At 68.1% G+C, this 21911-nt stretch carries 16 protein-coding genes and 1 pseudogene; 13 read left to right on the top strand and 4 right to left on the bottom strand.

Annotated features, from left to right (window positions below; translation table 11 throughout):
- Positions 1 to 6 precede the first annotated feature (6 nt).
- The 3 genes from VH569_RS10445 (at position 7) to VH569_RS10435 (ending at position 3518) form a co-directional block, all read left to right on the top strand.
- Positions 7 to 2058: an amylo-alpha-1,6-glucosidase gene (locus VH569_RS10445; RefSeq protein ID WP_423315285.1), complete on the top strand. Its 2052-nt coding sequence runs from the start codon at positions 7 to 9 to the stop codon at positions 2056 to 2058.
- 575 nt (positions 2059 to 2633) lie between these two features.
- Positions 2634 to 3020 (top strand): hypothetical protein, encoded by a 387-nt coding sequence (locus tag VH569_RS10440; RefSeq protein WP_423315284.1) that lies wholly within the window; start codon positions 2634 to 2636, stop codon positions 3018 to 3020.
- A gap of 165 nt (positions 3021 to 3185) precedes the next feature.
- Positions 3186 to 3518, top strand: coding sequence for a hypothetical protein (locus VH569_RS10435; protein WP_423315283.1), 333 nt, complete (start codon positions 3186 to 3188; stop codon positions 3516 to 3518).
- 25 nt (positions 3519 to 3543) lie between these two features.
- Here the strand turns inward: VH569_RS10435 and VH569_RS10430 are convergent, their stop codons facing one another.
- The gene (locus VH569_RS10430) at positions 3544 to 5073 is read right to left on the bottom strand and encodes a polysaccharide deacetylase family protein (protein ID WP_423315282.1); all 1530 of its coding nucleotides are present in this window, start codon (positions 5071 to 5073) and stop codon (positions 3544 to 3546) included.
- Between the two features lie 423 nt (positions 5074 to 5496).
- On the opposite strand from VH569_RS10430, the gene VH569_RS10425 reads away from it, so the two are divergent.
- Positions 5497 to 5865 (top strand): DUF2934 domain-containing protein, encoded by a 369-nt coding sequence (locus VH569_RS10425; RefSeq protein ID WP_376958794.1) that lies wholly within the window; start codon positions 5497 to 5499, stop codon positions 5863 to 5865.
- A gap of 34 nt (positions 5866 to 5899) precedes the next feature.
- Here the strand turns inward: VH569_RS10425 and VH569_RS10420 are convergent, their stop codons facing one another.
- Positions 5900 to 7234: a L,D-transpeptidase family protein gene (locus tag VH569_RS10420; RefSeq protein WP_423315280.1), complete on the bottom strand. Its 1335-nt coding sequence runs from the start codon at positions 7232 to 7234 to the stop codon at positions 5900 to 5902.
- 486 nt (positions 7235 to 7720) lie between these two features.
- Here VH569_RS10420 and VH569_RS10415 point away from each other — a divergent pair, with 486 nt between their 5' ends.
- Entirely contained in the window at positions 7721 to 8260 is a 540-nt protein-coding gene (locus VH569_RS10415) for a DUF882 domain-containing protein (RefSeq protein WP_423315279.1), read from the top strand.
- A 585-nt stretch (positions 8261 to 8845) separates the two neighbouring features.
- On the opposite strand, the pseudogene VH569_RS10410 reads toward VH569_RS10415, so the two are convergent.
- Positions 8846 to 9101: pseudogene (locus VH569_RS10410) on the bottom strand (helix-turn-helix domain-containing protein); the annotation flags it as partial.
- Positions 9102 to 9617: 516 nt separating this feature from the next.
- Positions 9618 to 10343, bottom strand: a complete 726-nt coding sequence (locus tag VH569_RS10405) for a hypothetical protein (protein ID WP_423315278.1) — start codon at positions 10341 to 10343, stop codon at positions 9618 to 9620.
- Between the two features lie 152 nt (positions 10344 to 10495).
- Between VH569_RS10405 and VH569_RS10400 the strand changes: the two genes are divergently transcribed.
- The 8 genes from VH569_RS10400 (at position 10496) to VH569_RS10365 (ending at position 21853) form a co-directional block, all read left to right on the top strand.
- Positions 10496 to 11953 carry a dynamin family protein gene (locus tag VH569_RS10400; RefSeq protein WP_423315277.1) on the top strand — a complete coding sequence of 486 codons (1458 nt, stop codon included), beginning with the start codon at positions 10496 to 10498 and terminating at the stop codon, positions 11951 to 11953.
- A gap of 172 nt (positions 11954 to 12125) precedes the next feature.
- Entirely contained in the window at positions 12126 to 12965 is an 840-nt protein-coding gene (locus VH569_RS10395) for a substrate-binding periplasmic protein (RefSeq protein WP_423315276.1), read from the top strand.
- A gap of 166 nt (positions 12966 to 13131) precedes the next feature.
- The gene (gene aroQ, locus VH569_RS10390; RefSeq protein ID WP_098740164.1) at positions 13132 to 13581 is read left to right on the top strand and encodes a type II 3-dehydroquinate dehydratase; all 450 of its coding nucleotides are present in this window, start codon (positions 13132 to 13134) and stop codon (positions 13579 to 13581) included.
- Positions 13582 to 13603: 22 nt separating this feature from the next.
- Positions 13604 to 14053, top strand: coding sequence for an acetyl-CoA carboxylase biotin carboxyl carrier protein (gene accB, locus VH569_RS10385; protein ID WP_098740163.1), 450 nt, complete (start codon positions 13604 to 13606; stop codon positions 14051 to 14053).
- Between the two features lie 19 nt (positions 14054 to 14072).
- Positions 14073 to 15413, top strand: coding sequence for an acetyl-CoA carboxylase biotin carboxylase subunit (accC, locus tag VH569_RS10380; protein WP_423315342.1), 1341 nt, complete (start codon positions 14073 to 14075; stop codon positions 15411 to 15413).
- A 485-nt stretch (positions 15414 to 15898) separates the two neighbouring features.
- Positions 15899 to 18382 (top strand): methyl-accepting chemotaxis protein, encoded by a 2484-nt coding sequence (locus VH569_RS10375; protein WP_423315275.1) that lies wholly within the window; start codon positions 15899 to 15901, stop codon positions 18380 to 18382.
- A gap of 234 nt (positions 18383 to 18616) precedes the next feature.
- Positions 18617 to 20257, top strand: a complete 1641-nt coding sequence (locus tag VH569_RS10370) for a sensor histidine kinase (RefSeq protein WP_423315274.1) — start codon at positions 18617 to 18619, stop codon at positions 20255 to 20257.
- Between the two features lie 237 nt (positions 20258 to 20494).
- A complete protein-coding gene (locus VH569_RS10365) occupies positions 20495 to 21853 on the top strand; it encodes a response regulator (protein ID WP_423315273.1) in 1359 nt (452 codons plus the stop codon).
- Positions 21854 to 21911: the final 58 nt, after the last annotated feature.

Raw genomic sequence — 21911 nt, 5'->3', positions numbered from 1 at the left:
TCAACCATGGCTGATTTCGTCCGCACCCTGTCGCGCGAGGTCCTGAACACCGGTCCGAACGGCGCCGAAACCCGTGAATGGCTGGTCGCCAACGGACTTGGCGGCTATGCCTCCGGGTCGGTGTCGGGGGCGGTGACGCGGCGCTACCACGGGCTGCTGATCGCCGCATTGCCGGCCCCGCTCGGCCGCGTGCTGATGCTGAGCCAGCTGAGCGATGTGGTCATCGACGCCGACGGCCGCCATTACCGGCTGAGCTGCCGCGACACCGGTGGCGATCCGGGCGGCGGCGAAAGCGGCGAGGAGGGGCAGATCGCCGCCTTGCAGGAGTTCCGCATGGAGGCCGGGCTGCCGGTCTGGCGCTTCCGTGCCGGCGGGGCGGTGATCGAGAAGCAGGTCGTCCTGCCGCACGGCCAGAACATCGTCCATGTCACCTACCGGGTGATGGAGGCGAAGGCGCCGGTGCAACTGCGGCTGCGGCCGGTGCTGGCCTTCCGCACGCTGGAATCGGCGGTGGACCGGCCGCTGGCCGGCGCCTATCGCATCACCGCCGCGGGGCAGCGCTACGAGGTGTCGGCCGGACCCGACCTGCCGGTGCTGCGCATGGCGATCGAAGGCGGCGATTTCCCGATGACGCTCGACGGCGGCATCCGCCGCGACGTCTATTACCGGGTGGAGGACGAACGCGGCTACCAGTCGCGCGGATCGCTGTGGACGCCGGGCTATTTCAGCGGCGAGGTCGGGGCGGGCCAGAGCATCACCTTCGCCGCCGCGACCGAGGACTGGTGGCGGCTGGAAGCCCTGCCGCCGGCCGATGTGCTGGGGTTCGAGGCGGAACGCCGCCGCCGCATCATCCAGAACGCCCACCCCAGCTTGCGGGACGGCGCGATGGCGGAGCTGGTGCTGTCGGCCGACAGCTTCCTGTTCGTGCCGGCCGGCCGTGTCGCCGACCAGATGCGGGCACGGGCGGAGGGCGACGAGGTGCGGACGGTGATCGCCGGCTACCACTGGTTCACCGACTGGGGCCGCGACACCATGATCGCGCTGGAGGGGCTGACGCTCGCCACCGGACGCCATCTGGAGGCGGGGTGGATCCTGCACACCTTCGGCCATTACATCCGCGACGGCCTGATCCCCAACATGTTCCCCGACGGCAAGGACCGCGGGCTGTACCACACCGCCGACGCCACGCTGTGGTTCTTCCATGCGCTGCACCGCTATCTCAGCGTCACCGGCGACCGCGACACGCTGCGCCTGCTGCTGCCCAAGCTGCGCGAGGTGATCGACTTCCACCGCCGCGGCACCCGCTTCGGCATCGGCGTCGATCCCCGGGACGGGCTGCTGCGCCAGGGGCAGGAGGGCTACCAGCTGACCTGGATGGACGCCAAGGTCGATGACTGGGTGGTCACGCCGCGCCGGGGCAAGGCGGTGGAGATCAACGCGCTGTGGCACAACGCCCTGCGGCTGATGGCCGGCTGGCTGCGCGAGGAGGACGGCGAGGCCGCCGCCCGCCCGCTGGAGGAGCTTGCCGACCAGGCGCGCGCCTCGTTCAACGCACGCTTCTGGTGCCCGTCCGCCGGGCATCTGTTCGATGTGGTGGATGGCGAGCATGGCGACGACATCGCCTGCCGGCCCAACCAGATCTTCGCCGTCTCGCTCGACCATCCGGTTCTGGAGCGCGAACGCTGGGAACCGGTGGTGGAGACGGTGCGCAAGCACCTGCTGACCCCGTTGGGGCTGCGGTCGCTGGCGCCGGGCTGCCGCGACTACAAGGCGAAATACTTCGGCGACCTGCGGGCGCGCGACGCCGCCTATCACCAGGGCACCGTCTGGGGCTGGCTGATCGGCCCCTATGTCGATGCCTGGCTGAAGCTGCATCCAGAGGACAAGGCGGGCGGGCGCCGGCTGCTGGAGGGTTTCCTGCCGCATCTGGACGAGGCCGGCATCGGCACCATCAGCGAAATCTTCGATGCGGAGGCGCCCTTCACCCCGCGCGGCTGCATCTCGCAGGCCTGGAGCGTGGCCGAGGTGCTGCGCTGCTGGGCAAAGACGGAAAGCTAGGCGGCGCCGGGGGTTGCGGACACCATCCATCCGAAGGTCATAGGGCGGCCGATGAGGGCCGCCTTACCCGCAACGATGGTGCAATGCCCTTGGGAGCAGTTGTCAACAGGGCACAACAGGGTGTGAAATCGCAGGGTCCGGTGAAATGTGACAGATTTCAGTTGACACGCCACTGAGGCGCCGACAGCCGGAAAAACGTGATTATTCTTATAAATCAGGTGGTTGCGTAGATTGCCTGATTTTTGGGCAAACACAGTGGGCCCCTTGAATCGCCTTGCGCGAATCGGGACTGCCCACGGCTTGCCCACACAGTTATCCACAGCCTCTGTGGAGACCGCGGGCGAGGCCGGCGGCCAAGCCCTTCGTCGTGCCTATCCAATGAACCTGTCCATAAGATGCCTTTACTTTGGGCAGGGATGGGAGCGGCGCTCAGCGCAAGGGGGTAACCGTATTGGATTTTAGCCAGACCGGAGAAAGCATCCTATAGTTCCCGCACCGGTTCCTTCGGTAACCCGATTGAGCCAAATTAATCAGACCGTACGGGGTGCGGGAGAACAGCCAGAGCGGAGGTGCCGATGCGGAGCGTTGTGCGGGGCGTCGCCGGCTTGCCATACCCGGCAGTCCGGTCTGGGCCAGTCCGGTCCGGATGGGCGGACGGCGATGCCGTCACCGAATCGACCGAAGCACCGGCACGGGGACTCCTGGGCGGGCTTCCCGCCGTGGTCGGCCCGCTGCTGGGCGCGTCGGTGCTGGGAGCGCTGATCCTGCATCTCATGGCCAGCCTGGTTGCGCAGCTTCCGGCTGCCGATGCGCTGGGGGCCTTGTCGGTGATGGTCGGTATGGCGGTGGTCCTCGTCACCTTGCTGCCCTTCGCCTTGCTGTCCTTCAGGCGGGCGCAGCGGGCATGGGCGGCAACTCAGGGCTTCGGGCAGGAGACCGGGCAGGGCGCCGGCCGTCCCTGAGGCATCAGGTTCTTCCCTGACGGCAACCCGACAGGATTTCGTTGCTACGCGAAGCGTGCCCGCGTTTAATCGCGGGCGGGGGCGGCACTCGCCCTTCCGTCCGTCGCAAGCGGGGCGGCTTTCCGGGGGCGCGGTATGGGGCTTTTCGATTTTCTGAAGGTCTCTGTGACCGACAAGAAGGCAGCCAAGCCGGCGGCCCGCATGCCGGTCAGCGTCATCCAGTGCGACGGGAAAAGCTATCCCATCGTGTCGCTGACGCCCAAGGGCTTCGTCGCCCGCGGCTTCGACGGGTCGCTGGTGGTCGGGCAGAACGCCAAGGTGTCGGTGCGCGTCGACGATCCCGCCGGCAAATTCACCTTCAACGCGACCGTTTCGGTGGTGGAGATCAAGGGCGACAGCGTCGGTGCGACCTGGAGCATCCTGCCGACGGAAGTCGATGCGGTGATCCGCCAATACGCCCAGAACCGCAAGAAGCAGGACGGCAAGGGCGCCCGCTGAGTCCCATAGGATGGCGGGCGGGGCCTTACTGGCGGCCGCTCGCCTCGTCCCCGCCCGGTGACGGCATGCCGGCATTGACGATCTTCGGCAGCGCCAGGACGCGCGCCCGTTCCAGCCATTCCGACAGGGTGACGAACTCGCAGCCCTTGGCTTTCAGCTCGGCGATGACGCGCGGCAGGGCCTGCGCCGTGCTGGGATAGGTGGAGTGCATCAGGAAGACGTTGCCCGGCAGTCCGCCCAGCTTGATCTGGCTGACGATCTTGTCGGCGTTGCGCACCTGCCAGTCGCGCGTGTCCACCGACCACAGGACGGAGCCCATGCGCTCGTCCCGCGCGATGGTCAGCAGCTCGTCCGAATAGCGGCCATAGGGCGGGCGGAACAGCACCGGGTTGGCGCCGAAGCTGCGCAGGATGCGGTTGGTCTCCGCGATCTCGTAGCGGGCGCCGGTGGCGTCCATCTTGCGCAGGTCGGAATGGGTCAGGCTGTGGTTGCCGATCTCGTGCCCGGCGGCAACGAAATCATGGATCAGGTCGCCCTGCCGCTCGGCGATGCGGCCGACCGGGAAATAGGTGGCGCGCACGCCTTCCTGGTTCAGGATGTCCAGGATCTGGCGGGTGACCGTGCGGTGCGGCCCGTCGTCGAAGGTCAGGGCGCAGAGGTTCCAGTTCTCCCGCTTCAGCGTCGCCGGCATCACGTCATAGCGCGAATCCGGCATCACCGAGCGCAGCCGGCCCTTGCGGCGGCTGTGCTGCTCGATGTCCGCCATGGTGCGGGCGTCTTCCTCGTTGTAGATGATCAGCCCGTCGGCCGGCGGCGTAGCGTTGGCCACCGACGGCGGCGGCGGCAGCGGGGGCGCCAGCGGAGCGGCGACAGCCGATCCGATCGGCGCCAGGACGGAAGAGGTGGTGGTCGTCACCGTCTCGCGGTTGCCGGCCGGCTGCGGCGGCTTGGCCTCGGCCGGTATGGGCGCCGGCGCCGGGGCGACCGCCACGGTCACGGCCGGCGGCTTCGCCGACGCAGCGGGCGCAACAGGGGCCGCAACAGGGGCCAATGCCGGGATTGCGGAGGCGCCGCCCGCCGCCGGGGCGGACGGAGCGGTGACAGTGGCAGCGGCACTGGCGGTTGCCGCCTTCCCCGCCGGCTTTTCGGCCACGGCCGGGCGGTCGACGACAAGGCAGCCGAAGCCGGCACCGACGATCCGCCGGCACAGCGCCCGCGCGTCCGTGCCCTTGCCGACCTGGGCGTAGAGCGCCACGCCGGCACCGCTCTTCCCGTCCAGCTGCATGACCGATGCGGTCAGGCCCGCCGTCAGCTCACGCTCGCGCTGCTGCAAATTCTTCCAGCTCAGCCATGCATCGCCGTCGCGGGAATAGATGCCCAGCTGCAGGACCGGACCATCGGGCGCCGGGGCCGCCGCGGGCGTGGCGGCCTGCACCGGAACGGCAGGCTTCGCCTCCACCTTCATGGCGGACGGACGCTTCGCGGCAGGTTCGGCAGCGACGGCGGGCAGGGCAGGCAGGCCGAGGGCGCAGGCCAGCAAAGCGACCTTGAGCATGCCGGCGCGGCCCCGCGGGGCCAGGGCGCCGCCATGGCTTCGGACGGCATCGGCCGCCCGTAGCCGGGTGCTGGTTGAGGCGGGATTCGGCCAGGAAATGCGCAACATATCGGTCCCGTCGCTTGGCCCAGCCACTGTCTGCGGACCGCCGGTTGATGGCGGTGCAATATCATCACGATGGGGTTAATTCAAACGACAAGCGGCGGAATTGTGGCGGCTTCGCCGCTTTTCACAGGGGCGTTGCCGTTCGGAAACGGTGGCGGGTGCGGGGAGAACGAAAGCATAGAGCGTAAGCGCGCCGGAACCGGCGGGGGAGCGGCGGGGTTCATTACAGGACCGGCGGGGCGGACCGGGGCGGCGACCGCTGCCGCGCGCCGCTCCCGCCTCCCCACGCAAGACCCACCGGTGAAGGAGACGACCCGTATGGCCGAGGATTTGGAAAGCCGCATCCGTCGGCGCGCGCACGAGATCTGGGAAAATGAAGGCCGGCCGGAGGGTCGTTCCGAGGCCCATTGGGAGCTGGCCAGCGAAGAGATCGCCATCCAGGACAATTATCTCGACACGCTGAAGCCCAACCCTGCCGGCGGTCCGGAAGCGACGGCGATGCGCACCGAGCCGGTCGAGCCGGTGCTGAGCATCGCCAACCAGGGCGAACAGCCCGGCCTCGCCGACCAGGGCGAAGAGATGGGCATCCCGATGCGCGGCGACCGTGACGTCTGGCCGACGCCGGAAGAGGCGGCATCGACCGCGGTGCCGCCCAACCGCAGCAAGAAGACGCGGCGCCGGGCCTAAAAATGTAGGCAGGCGCCGCGCGGTCCGGCCGTCTTCAGACGCTGGACTTGTCAGCCGACTTTTCCGCCGTGCCGCTCTTGTCCAGCGGCATGGCGGCGCGGCCCGCGTCGGGCTGTCGGCCGGCAGGCGGCATGACAGCCGGAGCCGGGGACAGCGCGGGGGCCGCGGCGGGCGTGGTGCCCGGAAGCAGGCCGGGCTGCGGCGCCGGAACGGACATGGCGGCCGGCGCGTCGTCCAGACGGTCATAGATGTCCGGATGCAGGCGGACCGCCCCATCGGCCTCCACCGTCGCGATCCAGTAGACGAACTGCACCGGCATCGGCGCCGCCAGCTTGACCCATTGCGGCTGCTGCTTGCTCAGCAGGCGGTCGATCCGCTCCGGCGTCACGCTGGTGCCTTGCAGCAGCAGTTCGGCCAGCTTGCGCGGATCCTCCAGACGGACGCAGCCGGAGCTGATCGAGCGCAGTTCGCGGGCGAACAGCCGCGGTTCGTTGGTGCCGTGCAGATAGATGTCGTAGGGGTTGGTCAGGTTGAACCGGAAGCGGCCGAGGGCATTGTGGTCGCCCGGCTGCTGGACGATGCGGACACGGCCCGGCGTGACGTCGTGCCAGTCGACCGTTTCCGGCGCCACCTCCTGCCCGTCGAGATAGACGATGGCGTTCTGGATGCCCGGCGTGCCCTTGGCGCGCAGGTTCGGCAGCTTGTCTTCCTTCAGAACGGTGGGCGGCACCGTCCAGGTCGGGTTGACGATGACGTGGGTGATGCGGTCGGTCAGCAGGGGCGTCTCGCGCGACGGCCGGCCGACGATGGCGCGCATCGTCAGCTCCTCCTCCCCGCCGCGGACCAGGGTGGTGGTCTGGTTGGTCAGGTTCACCACCAGGATATTGTCCGGGGCGGTGTCGCGGAAGCTGCGCATCGCGACGGCGCTCTGCCGCATCAGCGCCGCGGCCTCGGCCGGCGTGCGGTCGAGCGCCGCCCTTGTGCCGGCGCCGATCAGCCCGTCGGGCTTCATCCGCTGGGCGAGCTGGAAGGCCTTCACCGCGCGGTCGATGTCGGTCGTGAACACCTCCGACACCTTGTCGGCCGGCAGCAGGCCGAGTTCGGCCAGGCGCTGAGCCAGCCGGCCGACACGCTCGCCGCTGCTGCCCAGCTTCATCAGCCCGCCTTCCCCGATCCGGGTGGAGGTCTGCACCGGGGCATGGTCCAGTTCCACCGCGGCGGCATCCAGCCGGTCGGCCCACTGGGTCAAGGTGTCGCGGTAGGGCAGGGCGTCCGCCGGCCCGGCCCCGAGCAGCGCCATCGCCGATGCGGCGGTCAGCGCCAGCAGGGCCAGCTTGCGGGACATGCGGAGGTCGGCGGAAACGATCATGGCGGCACCTTCTGTCACTGTGGTCCAGCGAAGCATCGGAATGGATGCACCGCTGCCCTCCCGATCAATTTATGCAACGCAATAATGGAAGGCGAGGCGCGCGGCGAGAAATCCGGTCGATCATTCTTCCGGTGTGATCTTCCTGCCGCCGTCCTATGACCCGCCTATGCAAGAAGGTCACACTGTGAAATTTTTTAATTGCCTCAGCCGATGACCTTCCCTATACGAATATCCGTCCGGAGACGATTCACACCAGACGGGACGCTTCGGATCAGCGTTGGTCATAAGGCTGATACTATCACCGCGGGCGCCGCGCGACCCGCCAAACGCCGAACGGCCACAGCGTAGAACGGCAAAAACGTAAGACGACGAGGTTCGGGGATGCATTTGGGGGATGATGAGCGTGCCGTACCGGCAATCGGGCGGCGCGGGTTCCTTGGTTTTGCCGCGGCGGCGGTATCTGCGGCTCTTCCGGCCGCATCGGGGATGATGACGGGGGTCGCCACCAGCGTGGTGACGGGTGTGGCGACGGCGCCGGTCCTTCTGGGATCGGGCTCTGCGGAAGCCGCTCCCCTGGCCGGCAGCGTCCGGCGAATCAGCCTGCACAACATCAACACGCAGGAAAGGTTCGACGGCGTCTATTGGGCTGATGGCAATTACAAGCCGGACGTGCTGCGCAAGCTGGACGTGCTTCTGCGCGACCACCGCGCCAAGCAGGTCTGCCACTACGACCCGCGCCTGTTCGACCTGCTCGCCCGCGTTCACCAGAGCGTCGGATCCGACGATCCGTTCGAGGTGATCTGCGGCTACCGCTCCCGCCGCACCAATGCGATGGCCCGGCGCCGGTCGCGTGGCGTTGCGAAGGAGAGCTATCACACCCGCGGCATGGCCATCGACATCCGCCTTCCCGACACCCAGCTGCGCGCGATTTCCGAGACGGCGAAGGGGATGCAGTCCGGCGGTGTCGGCTTCTACCCGCGCAGCGGCTTCGTCCATCTCGACGTCGGTCCGGTCCGCAGCTGGTAAGGCCGCCGGCAACCGTGCCCGTCCTGTTATGAGAAAGGCTCCGCATCGGCCGATGCGGAGCCTTTTTCTTTTGCTGCGAACCGAGCGCGGCTTTTCAAATGCCGGACCTGGATCAGCTTCTCGGCGACGGCTTGGACGCGCGCACGATGTCGGTCGGGTCCCACACCGCGCCGTGACGCCGGCGCGACTTGCTCTGGCTGGCGGCATCGGCTGACGTCACCGGCTTGACCCGCGGCGCGTCGCTGCGCACCGGACGACCGGCCTTGCGGACGCTTTCGCCATCCGGCCCGGCGGCGACGATCTCGGTGCCGGCAAGGCGGCTTCCCCCGTTGACCGACGGCTGTGGGCTGCCCGATTGAGAGGATGCATCCGCCTCGCCGTCCTCACCCTCGCCGGAACTTTCCGGCGGCTCCTTGATTTCGGGGGAGAGGGCCGAGAGCAGCGACAGCATCTCGTCCGACACATGGGAGGGGGCGGCGCGCCACAGGCGCAGCAGTCGCGCCTCACGCCGGCTGATCTGGCTGTCGCTGTCGTCCGACTCCTCGAAACCGCCGCGTGAGCGGCGTGGGCTGTCGGCGTCATTGTAGGTATCGAAAAAGAAACTTACGGGAACGTCCAGAACCTGGCTCAGCCGATACAGGGTGCCCGCCGAGATACGGTTGGAGCCGCGTTCGTATTTCTGGACCTGCTGAAAGGTCAGGCCGATCGCTTCGCCCAGTTTTTCCTGGCTCATTCCCAGCAGGGTCCGGCGCATCCGCACCCGTTGCCCGACATGGGCATCCACAGACCAGGACTCCGGCGATCCGCGTCGTCCTCTTTTGCGCGCCGTCGGTTCACTCATGTCCATTGGTCTCCGCTGTCCAGTCTTCCGCGGCCTGTCTTTGCGATAATGAAAATATTGTTCACACATTCGTTGAAGCGATTCAAGAGAAAACTTCTGAATATTGGTGTGTGTTTGCCATATTCCGATAGGCGTTGGTGGTGGTGCAGCATTCGCAGGGGTTGTCATATTACAGCTTTGTATTATTTCGCCGACGTTGAGAATCAATTGCGCCAAGCCTCTGCCGGATCCCTGCATTCATCCCTTTGCGGAAATCACCGAGTCTTTCGGTTCATCCATTCGTTCGGGCGATAGCTTTTCGTTTATAGAAATTCCGTGATCGGAAACGAATGGGATTTGCACCGCCACAAATGGTGGTGAAGAACCTTCTGGTTGTAATAAATAAACCGGGAGCGGAGAGAAACTTTCTTCTCTCAAGGCCGATACAGTCCGTCACGCTGCGTCCGGACCGGGCCGTTCGGGCCGCATGGTTGGCCAGACAATAGTTAATACATAATTAACCTTATTAAACCGCCGTTAACCGGCGTCCGGAACCGGCGATTCAGGGTCGTGGGGCCCTGGTGCGTGACTATCCGTATCGGCCTTCCGGGTGCTCCTCGTTCGGGCAGTGCCGGACGGGTGGGGGGACTCCATCGCCCAGGGACCGCCGGCCATGGCGAAGCCTTCCACATGGTCGCGCAACTTCTGGATCTGTGACGGCGTCACGGTGCGGCCGAAGCGGGACTTCAGCAGGGCGGCCAGCGCCCCGCGGGTCGGCCGGACGCCGCCGGCCGACAAGATGCGGTAGGCGACGAAGGCCTCGGCATAGAGCCGGATGCGGTCGGGCCGTCCGCGCAGCTGCGCCGCCTGGGCGGACGGGCTGCCGTCCAGATGGTCGGTGAGCCGCGCCTCCGCCTGCGCCACGGTCAGGTCCGGCAGGTCGGCAGCCACCGGCTCCGGCGGTTCGGGCCGGCCGATGGAATCGCGCAGGCGCCGCCGGCGCTGGCGCTCGCGGTCGCCGGCCCGCAGCCGCTCGGCATAGGCCGGGTCCGCCGCCCGCCGTTCGGTGCGGCTGCGGTTGGACTTCGCGGCACGCTCCGCCTCCCGCGCCCGCAGCATCGGGTCGCGCAGCAGGAAGGCCAGCTCGTCCGCGGTCAGCCGATGCGCCTGATCGGCGCCCGCCGGCAGGGGGCCGCCGTCCTGATGGTCGCTGTCGTCCATCGCGGGGAAACGCGCATCCGCCCGGTCCTGTTCCCGCGGCATTTCGCCCGACACCGTCTGAATTCTCCGCCCCGCCTTCCTGCCCGGAAAATCCCGGGACGGAAGATGAGGGAGATTTCATGTCCGGTGCCGGTCGCGCCCGTGCTAGAGAGGGGCCGTTATTTTCGGCCCGTGCAACAGTGGATTCGCCCGCCATGACCCCCCGGCAAGCCCTTCAGCAGCGCCTTGCGGCTTTGGATGCCCATCTGCGGGCGGAAAACCCCAATCTGCTGCCGGTCCTCCCGACCTTCCGCGCCTTCGACCGCATCCTGGCCGGGCTGGGGCTGATCGACCGCCATGAATCGCTGACCACCCGCATTCCCTGGTGGCCGATGGTCGCGGTGCTCGGCACCTTCTCCGCCGGCAAGTCGACCTTCCTCAACGGCTATCTGGGCGAGGTGCTGCAGAACACCGGCAATCAGGCGGTGGACGACAAGTTCACCGTCATCTGCCACGGTCCGGAAACCCGCAAGGAGGCGCTGCCCGGCACCGCGCTGAACGCCGACCCGCGTTTCCCCTTCTATCGCATCGCCGACGAGATCGAGAAGGTCGCCGCCGGCGAGGGCAAGCGGATCGACAATTACCTGCAACTGAAGACGCTGGCCGGGACGCGGACCAAGGGCAAGATCTTCATCGACTCGCCGGGCTTCGACGCCGACGACCAGCGCCGTTCGGTCCTGCGGCTGGTCGACCACATCGTCGAGCTGTCGGACCTCGTGCTCGTCTTCTTCGACGCCCGCCATCCGGAGCCGGGCGCCATGCAGGACACGCTGCGCCATCTGGTCGCCAAGACGGTCAACCGCGCCGACGCCCGCAAGGTCTGCTACATCCTCAATCAGGTCGACACCACCGCCAAGGAGGACAATCTCGAGGCGGTGTTCGGCGCCTGGCAGCGCGCCATCGCCCAGGCCGGGCTGGTGTCGGGCCGCTTCTATGCCATCTACGACCAGCGCTCCGCCGTCGACATCGAGGATGACGGCCGCCGCGCCCGCTACCAGGCGCGCCGGGACCACGATCTGGCCGAACTCCAGACCCGCATCAACGAGGTCGAGGTCGCCCGCGCCTATCGCATCATCGGCTCCATCGACAGCCTGACCAAGGAAGTGGAGGGGGAGGTGCTGCCCAAGCTGCGCGAGGCGATGGCGATGTGGCGCCGCCGCGTGCTGATCGGCGACGCGGTGTGGGGCGTGCTGCTGCTGGCGCTGCTGGGCGCCGTCGTGCAGACGCTGGGCGGCGGTTTCGGCGCCTTCCTCGGCTGGCTGTCCGAGTCCGGCGACAGCGGGCTTCCGCTGCACCTGATCGGCACCGCGCTGCTGCTGGGCGGGCTGTTCCTGGCCGGGCATTTCAAGCTGCGCCAGTTCTTCGCCCGCCGCATCGCCGCCACCTTGAGCGACCGTTTCGGCGACGTCGACCTGAACCTGCGGCAGGCCTTCCTGCGGAACACCCGCTTCTTCCGTTCGATCTTCGCCAGCCAGCCGGCCGGCTGGGGCGGGCGGGCCCGCAAGGCGATCTTCGCCATTCGCGAGGCGACGGCGGTGCATGTCCAGCGCGTCAACGACCTCTACACCGATCCCGCCGGCCGCCGTGCGCGGGAAGCCGCCGCGGCTGAGTGACCGTAAGCGGCCGCAAGCCGGCGGCAGGTGTCGGCGGCTCTTTACAGTGCGGCGTGCAGGCCGTTAGATCTTGGCGATTAGATCTTGGCCGGCGCCGTGCGACCGCGGCGCCGGACCCACCAGCGGGCGGCCAACGGACTTGCGGGATTCGGCAAACGGGGCGATAGGCACGGTGAGACCCTCGGCCGCGGGCATTGCCCTGGCCGGGCTGCTGCTGTGCGTTGCCCCGGCTCAGCCGCAAGCGCAGGTCCCCGGCCCGGAGGCCGGCGGCAGGGAACCCGCTCCGGCCCCCTACACCGGCCTGGATTTGGTGACCGGCAGCGACTATGCCCCCTACACCGGCGACGACCTGCCGGGTGGCGGGCTGGTGACCGATCTGGTCCGCCGCGCCTTCGCGGTCGGCGGGCGCCGGTACGACGTGCGCTTCATGCCGTGGAAGCGCGGCTATGACGGCGTGGTGGCCGGCCGTTTCCTTGCCACCTTTCCCTATATCCGCACGCCGGAGCGCGAGCGGGAGGTGCTGTTCTCCGACCCGGTGATGGAGGTGCGGCAGTTCGTCTATCTGTCGAACCGGTCCGGGATGGAGTTCCGCGGCCGGGCCGGAGGCGGCGACTCCGGCGGCCTGGAGGATTTCCAGGGGCGGACGATCTGCCAGCCGGTGGGCTACGCCCTGCCGGCCGGGCTGGAGGCGATGGTCGACCAGGGCCGCCTGACCCGGCAGACCCCCTCCGACCTGGGAGCCTGCGTGCGCATGATGGCGACCGGGCGGGCCGACGTTCTGGTGATCGACGAGTTCAGCGGCGCTGCGGCGATTCAGCGCTCCGGCCTGGCCGACGACATCCGGGTGGCGGAGCGGCCCTTCGCCGTGGTGACGCTGCATCTGGTGGTCGGACGCGGCACGCCGGGGGCGGAGACGACGGTCGCCGACTTCAACGACGGGCTGAAGGCCCTGAAACGGCAGGGCGTCTACCATCAGCTGCTCCTCAGCCACACGCTTCGGCCTGCTCCCTGATATTGCTGGGGTTTTCCCTGAGGGTTCGCGCGGTCTTCCGGCCCCGCCGCGGCGATTTTCCGGATTTGGGCGCGCTTTTCCGCGCGGAAGGCCCCCGTCGCCATGGACAGGACGGTGCTTCGTGATATAAACGCGCGGTTTCGATCATGGAAAAGGGGCGCGGGCTGTGGCCATCGACGCGTCGATTCTGGTCCTCAACGGGCCGAACCTCAACATGCTGGGTGTGCGGGAGCCGCAAATCTACGGGTCGATGACCCTGGACGAGCTGGAGGCCGCCTGCCACGAGCGTGCCGACACGCTGGGTCTGACCGTGGATTTCCGGCAGTCGAATCACGAGGGCGAACTGGTTTCGTGGATTCAGCAGGCCCGCACGGAGAATGACGGCATCGTCATCAACGCCGGCGCCTATACCCACACCTCGGTCGCGATCATGGACAGCCTGATTCTGTCGGATCTGCCGGTGATCGAGGTCCATCTGTCGAACATCTTCAAGCGCGAGCCGGTCCGCCATCACTCCTACATCTCGCCGGTGGCGAGGGGGATGATCTGCGGGTTCGGGCCGCACGGGTATCTTCTGGCGCTGGACGCCATCGCGAACATCATCGACCGCGATTAAGGAAACGGGAACGACTGACATCATGGCGAGCTTCGACATCGACGGCGATCTGGTCCGCAAGCTGGCGGACCTCCTGCGTGAGACGGGCTTGAGCGAGATCGAGTTCGCCGAGGGCGAAAAGCGTATCCGCGTCACCCGCCCGACCGCCGCCCAGACGGTCGCCGTCCAGGCAGCCCCGGTCCTGGCGGCCGCTCCGGTCGCCGTGGCGGCGCCGGCCGCTGCAAAGCCGGCAAGCCATCCGGGCGCCGTGACCTCGCCGATGGTCGGCACCGCCTATCTGGCGGCCGAGCCGGGCGGCACGCCCTTCGTCCGTCCGGGCGACGTGGTCAAGGCCGGCCAGACCATCATGATCATCGAGGCGATGAAGGTCATGAACCCGATCAAGGCCCCGCGCGGCGGCACCGTCGCCGAAGTGCTGGTGTCCGACGCCCAGCCGGTCGAATTCGGCGAAGTTCTCCTCATCATCGAGTAAGCGGGGCATTCCCTTGGCGATGTTCGAAAAGATCCTGATCGCGAACCGTGGTGAGATTGCGCTCCGCATCCACCGCGCCTGCCGCGAGATGGGGATCCAGACCGTGGCGGTGCATTCCACCGCCGACGCCGACGCCATGCACGTCCGCCTCGCCGACGAAAGCGTGTGCATCGGTCCGGCGTCCGCGCGCGACAGCTACCTCAACATTCCGGCCATCCTGTCGGCGGCGTCGATCACCAATGTCGACGCCATCCATCCCGGCATCGGCTTCCTGTCGGAAAACGCCCAGTTCGCCGAGATGGTGGAGGAGCACGGCTTCACCTTCATCGGCCCGACGCCGGAGCATATCCGGATCATGGGCGACAAGGTCACCGCCAAGAAGACGGTGATGGAGCAGGGGCTGCCGGTGGTGCCCGGCTCCGACGGTCCGGTGACGTCGCTGGAGGACGCGGAAAAGGTCGCCCACGAGACCGGCTATCCGGTGCTGATCAAGGCGGCGGCGGGCGGTGGCGGCAAGGGCATGAAGGTCGCCCGCAACCCCGACCAGCTGAAGGAAGCCTATCAGCTGGCCCGTGGCGAGGCGCGCGCCGCCTTCGGCAACGACGAGGTCTATCTGGAGAAGTATCTCGGCCATCCGCGGCACATCGAGATCCAGCTCCTGGGCGACACCCACGGTACCTGCGTGCATTTCGGCGAGCGCGACTGCTCGGTCCAGCGCCGGCACCAGAAGGTCATCGAAGAGGCGCCGAGCCCGGCGCTGAACGCCGAACAGCGCGCCTTCATCGGCGATCTGGCGGCCAAGACGGCGGCGGCCATCGGCTACCGCGGCGTCGGCACGATGGAGTTCCTCTACGAGGACGGGCAGTTCTATTTCATCGAAATGAACACCCGCCTTCAGGTCGAGCACACCATCACCGAGATGATCACCGGCATCGATCTGGTTCGCGAGCAGATCCGCGTCGCCGCCGGTGCGCCGCTGGGCTACGGCCAGTCGGACATCCGCTTCGAAGGCCATGCCATCGAATGCCGCGTGAACGCCGAGAACCCGGAGACCTTCATCCCGTCGCCGGGCAAGATCGACGGCTATCACGCGCCGGGCGGGCTGGGCGTTCGCGTCGATTCCGCGCTGTATGACGGCTACCGCGTGCCGTCGCATTACGACAGCCTGATCGCCAAGCTGGTCGTCCACGGCACCACGCGGAACGAGTGCCTGATGCGCCTGCGCCGCTCCATCGAAGAGTATGTGATCGGCGGCATCCAGACCACGCTGCCGCTGCATGACCGCATCATCGCGCAGCAGGCCTTCATCGACGGCAATTACGACATCCATTGGCTGGAACAGCTGATGGCGAAGTCCTGACCGCTCGCGGTATTTTCACATATACGGAAATACTGCGGCGGAATGTCGCAGACATGAAACCCCTCTCTCCAAATGGAGAGAGGGGTTTTTCTTTATTAATGTTCTCTGATGTGGCGATTGGCCTTCCCTGTGGGGAATCTGTTCTTTTGCAATTTGATAATTTCTCGGCCGACTCGCGTTTTCATTCGCAAATTGCGACGCCGGACGCGGCGAATCCCAGTTGACGTGCGTGCCCGGTCATCAGGGTTTTACCGGAACGGCGGTTTGCGAAGAATTCAGTGTGCATGGCACGCCGCTTGCTGACTTGATCTGTGTCAGTGCGGGCATGGGCTACTCACAGTAGATGAAACGCCATTCCGTTAGCTGTGCCGAACCATCGCTTTTTCCAGGCGGTGCGCCGGCCCCTGGTCTGTCCCCCGGTCGCGACCCGTCGCGCCGGCTCGCCTGCCCGAACGTGCCCATTGTCTGACGAGGCCCCCCGTCCCATGCGTCTCAACGAACCGATCACCGACCGTGAAATCGTGATGGAAGACGGTGTCCTGCTGGTGTCGCGTACCGACACGGGCGGGCGCATCACCTTCGTCAACAAGGCATTCGTCGACATCAGCGGCTATGCCGAGTCCGAGCTGATCGGGGCTCCGCACAATCTGATCCGGCATCCGCACATGCCGAAGGAGGCCTTTGCCGACCTGTGGGCGACCATCAAGGACGGCCGGCCGTGGGAAGGGCTGGTGAAGAACCGGACCAGGGACGGCGACTTCTATTGGGTCCGCGCCAACGTCACGCCGGTGATCGAGAACGGGGCGGTGACCGGCTTCATCTCGATCCGCACCAAGCCGTCGCGCGATCAGGTGGCGGCGGCGGAACGGCTCTATTCCGACATCCGCGAGGGCAGGGCGCGCCATCTGACGGTGCGTGACGGGCAGGCGGTCGGGCGCGGCGCCGGGGCGGGGTTCCGCCGCTGGATGACGACGGTGACCGGGCGGCTGACCCTGATCTTCGCCTTCATGATCCTGTCGATGCTGGCGGTCGGCGGCGTCACGCTGCGCGGCATGTCCGACAGCAACGCATCGCTGAAGATGGTGTACGAGCACCGTACGGTGCCGGCGGTCCAGATCGGCGAGATCCTGGACCATATGCGCGACAATGTGCAGACCTTGCAGCGCCTGATCATCGACACCCGCGACGGCACCGATCCCAAGGCGATGGCGCAGCGCGAGGACCGCATCGCCGGGAACGCCGCCACCATCGACCGGCTGTGGGCGGACTATCTCACCACCTTCATGACGCCGGAGGAGACGATTCTGGCGGACCGCTTCGCCAGGCAGCGCGCCGCCTTCCTGAACGAGGGGCTGAAGCCGGCGATGGAGTTGGCGCGCCAGGGCGATTCGCTGCGGCTGGAGGTTCTGGTCCGCGACCGCATCGACCCGCTGTTCCAGGCGGCGTTCCAGACCAACAAGGACCTGCTGCAATTGCAGCTGACGGTCGCCAAGGGCGACTATGAGGGGGCGCTGGAGGATTTCCGCTGGCATCTGGTGTTCGCCGTGGCCGCCGGGCTGGCCGTCCTGCTGGGGGCGGTGTTCTGCGGATTGCTGCTGCTGCGCACCGTCTGCCGTCCGCTCGCCGCCTTCTCGGTCGATTTCGACGCCATCGCCCGCAACGACCAGACCCACACCATCGACCTGCCGGCCGCGGCCGAATTCCATCCCATCGCCGGCCAGCTGCGCGGCTTGAAGGCGCGCCTGTGCTATGCCGTGCAGGAGCGTGTCGAGCGCGCCCGCCATGCCGACGAGGAACGCCGCCGCGCCCTGGAGACCATGGCGTCGACGGTGGAGCGAGAGGCCGGCCGTGCGGTGGAGGAGGTCGCCCAGCGCACCGGCGCCATGGCCGACGATGCCGAGGGCATGTCCGGTTCGGCCGAGCGGGTCAGCGTCAACGCCCAGACCGTGGCGTCCGCCGCCGGGCAGGCGCTGGCGAATGCCCAGACCGTCGCCGCCGCCAGCGAGGAGCTGGCCGCCTCGATCCGCGAGATCTCCTCGCAGGTCGCCCATTCCAGCGCGGTGACCCGCCGCGCGGTGGAAAGCGGCCACCACACCCAGGCCACCATCCGCTCGCTGTCGGAAACGGTGGCGAAGGTGGGCGAGGTGGTCAACCTGATCCAATCCATCGCCGGCCAGACCAATCTGCTGGCGCTGAACGCGACCATCGAGGCGGCGCGGGCGGGAGAAGCCGGCAAGGGCTTCGCCGTGGTGGCGCAGGAGGTCAAGAACCTCGCCAACCAGACCGCGTCCTCGACCGAGGAGATCACCCGCCAGATCACCGCGATCCAGGCGGTGACCGACGAGGCGGTGCAGGCGGTGGAGGAAATCGGCCGGACCATCGCCGAGATCGACCACATCGCCGGTTCCATCGCCGCGGCGATGGAGCAGCAGTCGGCCGCCACCCAGGAGATCAGCCGCAACGTGGTGGAGACCTCCACGGCGGCGCAGGAAGTGTCGTACCGCATCGCCGCGGTGTCTGAGGAGGCCGACCGCACCGGCGAACAGGCCACCCATGTCAAGAACGGGTCCGGCGACGTCGCCCGTTCCATCGAGAGCCTGCGGCAGGTTCTGGTCCGCATCGTCCGCACCTCCACCGGCGACGCCGACCGTCGGCGCAAGCCGCGTTTCCAGGTGGACGAGACGGGAACCCTGCTGATCGGCGGTGACCGGCTGGCGGTGACCGTGCGCAACCTGTCCATCGGCGGCGCCATGATCGATCCGGTGACGACGACCGACGGCCGCTCGCTGGCGGGGGCCATCGGTCATCTGCGGCTCGACCGCTACGCAGCGGAGGTGGCGGTGGTGGTGAAGGCGGTGGAGCACAGCCGCATCCATCTGGCCTTCGACGCGGAGAAGATGGCGGGCGATTTCGCGCGGGCCGTGGAGATCGCCACCAAGGACCGCTCGCCGGTCGACGTGGCAGCCTGACCGCAGAGCGGACAAGCCTGCCGCACCGTCATCGATCCGTCGCACCGAACGTTACGCATCTTCCTCATCCCACAGGTTGAGGACTTATCCCCTGTGACAATTTCACAGGGGGAGTCCCTCTTGAATGACGGGATATGATTGCGTTCATTGCCGGCGGTGCGTGCAGCTTCAAACATCCCGTCCGCTGTACGGAACCCTTCGATCTGTCCACACTGAGGAGGCACGGATCCGATCATGACGGCGCAGCCATTGACCGCGCCGCGCCGGCCGGCCGTCCTGCGCCGTCTGCTGGCCGCCGGAGCGCGCATCTGGAAGCCCGCCGCCATCCAGGCGGCGGTGACGCTGGTGCTGCTGGTCGGCTATGTCTGGATGGCCGACGTCTATGTCCGCGTCCTGGTGGCCGAACACCGTGCCACCGCGGCGCTGACCGCCTCGTCGCTCGCCAGCACCCTGTCGAGCGCGCTGAACGAGCGCCTCGCCCTGGTCCGCGGCCTGACCGCCTTCGTCGAGGTCGCGTCCGGCACCGGCAGCCTCGCCGAGCAGTTTCCCCGCTATGCGGAGGGGCTGCGGCGGTCGGTGGTGGGGGTGCGCACCATCTCCGCCGCCCCCGATTTTGTCGTCCGCATCGTCTATCCGATGGAGGGCAACGAGAAGGTGCTGGGCAACGACCTGCTGCGGGACGCCCGGCCGGGCTTCGCCGATACGGTGCAGCGTGCCATCGTCAGCCGCGACGTGACCGTCCATGGCCCGGTCAACCTGTTGCAGGGCGGGCAGGGGCTGATCGCCCGCCAGATCGTCTCTGGACCGGGCAAGCCCTGGGGCGCGGTCGGGCTGGTGTTCGACGTCGGCGCCATCCTGAACGAGGTGCGGTTCGACCGGGTCCCGGCGCATCTGGGTTTCGCCGTGGTGACCGACGGCGGTCGGCAGGTGGCCGGCGACGCCCTGGCGCTGAAGGGCGACCCGCTGGTCGAGCGGATCAACCTGCCCGACGGCTATTGGCATCTGGCGCTGGCCCCGCGCAGCAGCTGGGAGGGGCTTGCCCATGGCGACCCGACCTTCCGCGGCTTCCGGCTGGCCTTCTTCCTGCTGTCGCTGCTGATCGAAACGGTGACCTTCATGGCCATCGGCCGCCGCCACACGCTGGAACGGCAGGTCGACCTGCGCACCGCCGAGCTTGGGCGCGCCAAGAACGAACTGGAGCAGTTCGCCTATGCCACCGCCCACGATCTGCAGGAGCCGCTGCGCGCCATCGCCAGCTATGCCCAGCTGCTGGAGCGCCAGCAGAAGGGCAGGCTGGACGAGGAGAGCGAGGGTTTCATCCGCGAGATCGTCGACGGCGCCGGGCGGCTGAAGATGCTGCTCCGCGATGTGCAGCTTTTCCTGGCGGAGGACCGGGTGCCGCTCGGCTGCGGCGTCATCCCGGCCGGCGATCCGCTGAAGGCGGCGCTGGCGGCGCTGAAGCGGCGCATCGCCGATGCCGGTGCCGCCGTGACCGTGGCGGAGCTGCCGTCGGTGCAGGCCGACGAGCGGCGGCTGCGCGAGATCTTCATCGTGCTGATCGCCAACGCCATCGAATACCGCCATCCCTACCGCGCGGCGGAGGTACAGATTTCCCACCGGCGGGTCGACGGCTATGACGTGATCGACGTGCGCGACAACGGCATCGGCATCGAACCGCGCTACCGCGACCAGATTTTCGAGGTGTTCCGGCGCCTGCATCCGCGCGACGAGCATCCCGGCACCGGCATGGGGCTGGCGATTGCCCGCAAGATGGTGGAACGGCTGGGCGGCCGCCTCACCGTCCTGTCCAGCCCCGGCGTCGGCAGCACCTTCTCCATCCATCTGCCCCATCCCTCCTTCCGAGGATTTCCCTGATGCAGGAGCTGACGACCCCCTTCGAGATCCTGCTGGTCGAGGACGAGGACGCTTGGCCGCGCCACCCAAGCGCTGTATGAGGCGACGGCGGCGGGCCGCAACCGGGTGGTGATCGGCGACGGCTATCCCGGCCCGGTCTTCGCCCCGGCCTCCGTTCCCACATCCTCCGTTCCCACCTCCATCGCCGGCTGACGGTTCGTTCGAGGAAAAATGGCTGAAGGATTTAAGGCCCAACCCATGATCCGACCCAGCTCGGCGGCAACGGAGCCGGTGCTTCTGGTGTCCCAGGCGTTGGCGCCCGCCGGGGCGCTCGCCCCGCTTTTCCCGGAGCTGGTGCGGGTGGACACGGTGGCCGCCGCCTTGGACCGGCTGCGCGGCGGCGGTGCGGCGGCGGGGGAAACGGTGGTGCTGCTCGACGCTCCCACAATGGCGGCGGTCGAGGCGCTGGCCCGGCTGGAACCGGCCCCGGCGGTGGTGGTTCTGCTGCCGGAAGGGCAGGAGCACGACAGTGCGGGCTTCATCGCGGCCGGGGCGCAGGATGCATGGCCGGTGGGCGATGGTGAAGACGATGCTCTGCGCAGCGCGGTCTCGGCCGCCCGCCGGCGCCAGATGCGGGAGAACCGGCTGCGGATGGCGCTGGCCGAGGCGCAACGGGGCCGGGACGAGGCTGCATCGCTGCTCGACGCGGCGGGGGCTGCGGTTGCGGCGGCGCTCGATCCGATGATGGCGCTGACGGCCGCCGCGCTGGAATCGCCGCTGCTGCCGCGCCAGCAGGACCGGCTGCTCGCCGTCCAGGCGGCGGGCGCCGCCCTGCGGACCACGGTGGCGGCCTTGCGCTCGGTCGGACCGGGTGCCGAGGCGGAGGAAAGCCTGACGCTGGCGGCGCTGGCCGCCGATGCGAAGGCAATGTCGATTGAAGGCGGGGCGGACGAGGAGTTCATCGGCGACGCCGCCGGGCTGCGGGGTCTGCTGACGCTGCTGGCCGCGGAGGGGGGAGCGTCGCTGTCCCTGTCGCTGCGGCCGGCTGGCGATGCCGCCGAGTTGACGCTGCGGCGCCGGGGGGCGGCCCGGCTGCGCCCCCTGGTGCTGGCCGCGGTCCAGCCGCTGGTGCGGCGGCTGGGCGGGCATCTGCCGACCGACGGGCCGGATGGCGCGGCGGGGGAGTGGCTGACCGTCCGCATCCCGGTGCGGGCCGTGCTGCGTCCCGCCGCCCTGTCGGTCCTGCTGGTGGAGGACAACCCCATCGGCCGTCTGGTGGCTGCCGGCTTCTTCAAGGCGCTGGGCCACACGGTGACGACGGCGGAGGACGGGGCGCAGGGGCTGGCCGCCGCGACGGACGGGCGGTTCGATCTGATCGTGATGGACGTGCAGATGCCGGTGATGGACGGCCACGAGGCCGCCCGCGCCATCCGCGCTTTGCCGGGGGAGGCCGGCCGCGTGCCCATCGTGGCGCTGACCGCCGGGACCGATGCCGAGGACGACGCACAGTGCCATGCCGCCGGGATGGACGATTGCCTGCACAAGCCGCTGACCATGGACCGTCTGCGCACGGTTCTGGAGCGCCTGTTCCCCGGCCGGGTCCAGGCCGGCGGATGACGGCTCCGGCACTACAAATTGTCGGAAAATTTACAGAACCAAAATCATATTCCATCCG

The organism is Azospirillum sp. 11R-A (assembly GCF_049472615.1).
In the GTDB taxonomy this organism is placed as follows: domain Bacteria; phylum Pseudomonadota; class Alphaproteobacteria; order Azospirillales; family Azospirillaceae; genus Azospirillum; species Azospirillum palustre.
This window is presented reverse-complemented; position numbering and strand designations above follow the sequence as displayed.

Excerpts from the sequence above, each read along its gene's own strand:
- accC (WP_423315342.1), top strand. The coding sequence starts at position 14,073 with ATGTTCGAAAAGATCCTGATCGCGAACCGTGGTGAGATTGCGCTCCGC.
- VH569_RS10400 (WP_423315277.1), top strand. The coding sequence starts at position 10,496 with ATGACCCCCCGGCAAGCCCTTCAGCAGCGCCTTGCGGCTTTGGATGCC.
- VH569_RS10405 (WP_423315278.1), bottom strand. The coding sequence starts at position 10,343 with ATGCCGCGGGAACAGGACCGGGCGGATGCGCGTTTCCCCGCGATGGAC.
- VH569_RS10420 (WP_423315280.1), bottom strand. The coding sequence starts at position 7,234 with ATGATCGTTTCCGCCGACCTCCGCATGTCCCGCAAGCTGGCCCTGCTG.
- accB (WP_098740163.1), top strand. The coding sequence starts at position 13,604 with ATGGCGAGCTTCGACATCGACGGCGATCTGGTCCGCAAGCTGGCGGAC.
- VH569_RS10375 (WP_423315275.1), top strand. The coding sequence starts at position 15,899 with ATGCGTCTCAACGAACCGATCACCGACCGTGAAATCGTGATGGAAGAC.
- VH569_RS10440 (WP_423315284.1), top strand. The coding sequence starts at position 2,634 with ATGCGGAGCGTTGTGCGGGGCGTCGCCGGCTTGCCATACCCGGCAGTC.
- VH569_RS10365 (WP_423315273.1), top strand. The coding sequence starts at position 20,495 with ATGATCCGACCCAGCTCGGCGGCAACGGAGCCGGTGCTTCTGGTGTCC.
- VH569_RS10415 (WP_423315279.1), top strand. The coding sequence starts at position 7,721 with ATGATGACGGGGGTCGCCACCAGCGTGGTGACGGGTGTGGCGACGGCG.
- VH569_RS10445 (WP_423315285.1), top strand. The coding sequence starts at position 7 with ATGGCTGATTTCGTCCGCACCCTGTCGCGCGAGGTCCTGAACACCGGT.
- VH569_RS10370 (WP_423315274.1), top strand. The coding sequence starts at position 18,617 with ATGACGGCGCAGCCATTGACCGCGCCGCGCCGGCCGGCCGTCCTGCGC.
- VH569_RS10425 (WP_376958794.1), top strand. The coding sequence starts at position 5,497 with ATGGCCGAGGATTTGGAAAGCCGCATCCGTCGGCGCGCGCACGAGATC.
- VH569_RS10430 (WP_423315282.1), bottom strand. The coding sequence starts at position 5,073 with ATGCTCAAGGTCGCTTTGCTGGCCTGCGCCCTCGGCCTGCCTGCCCTG.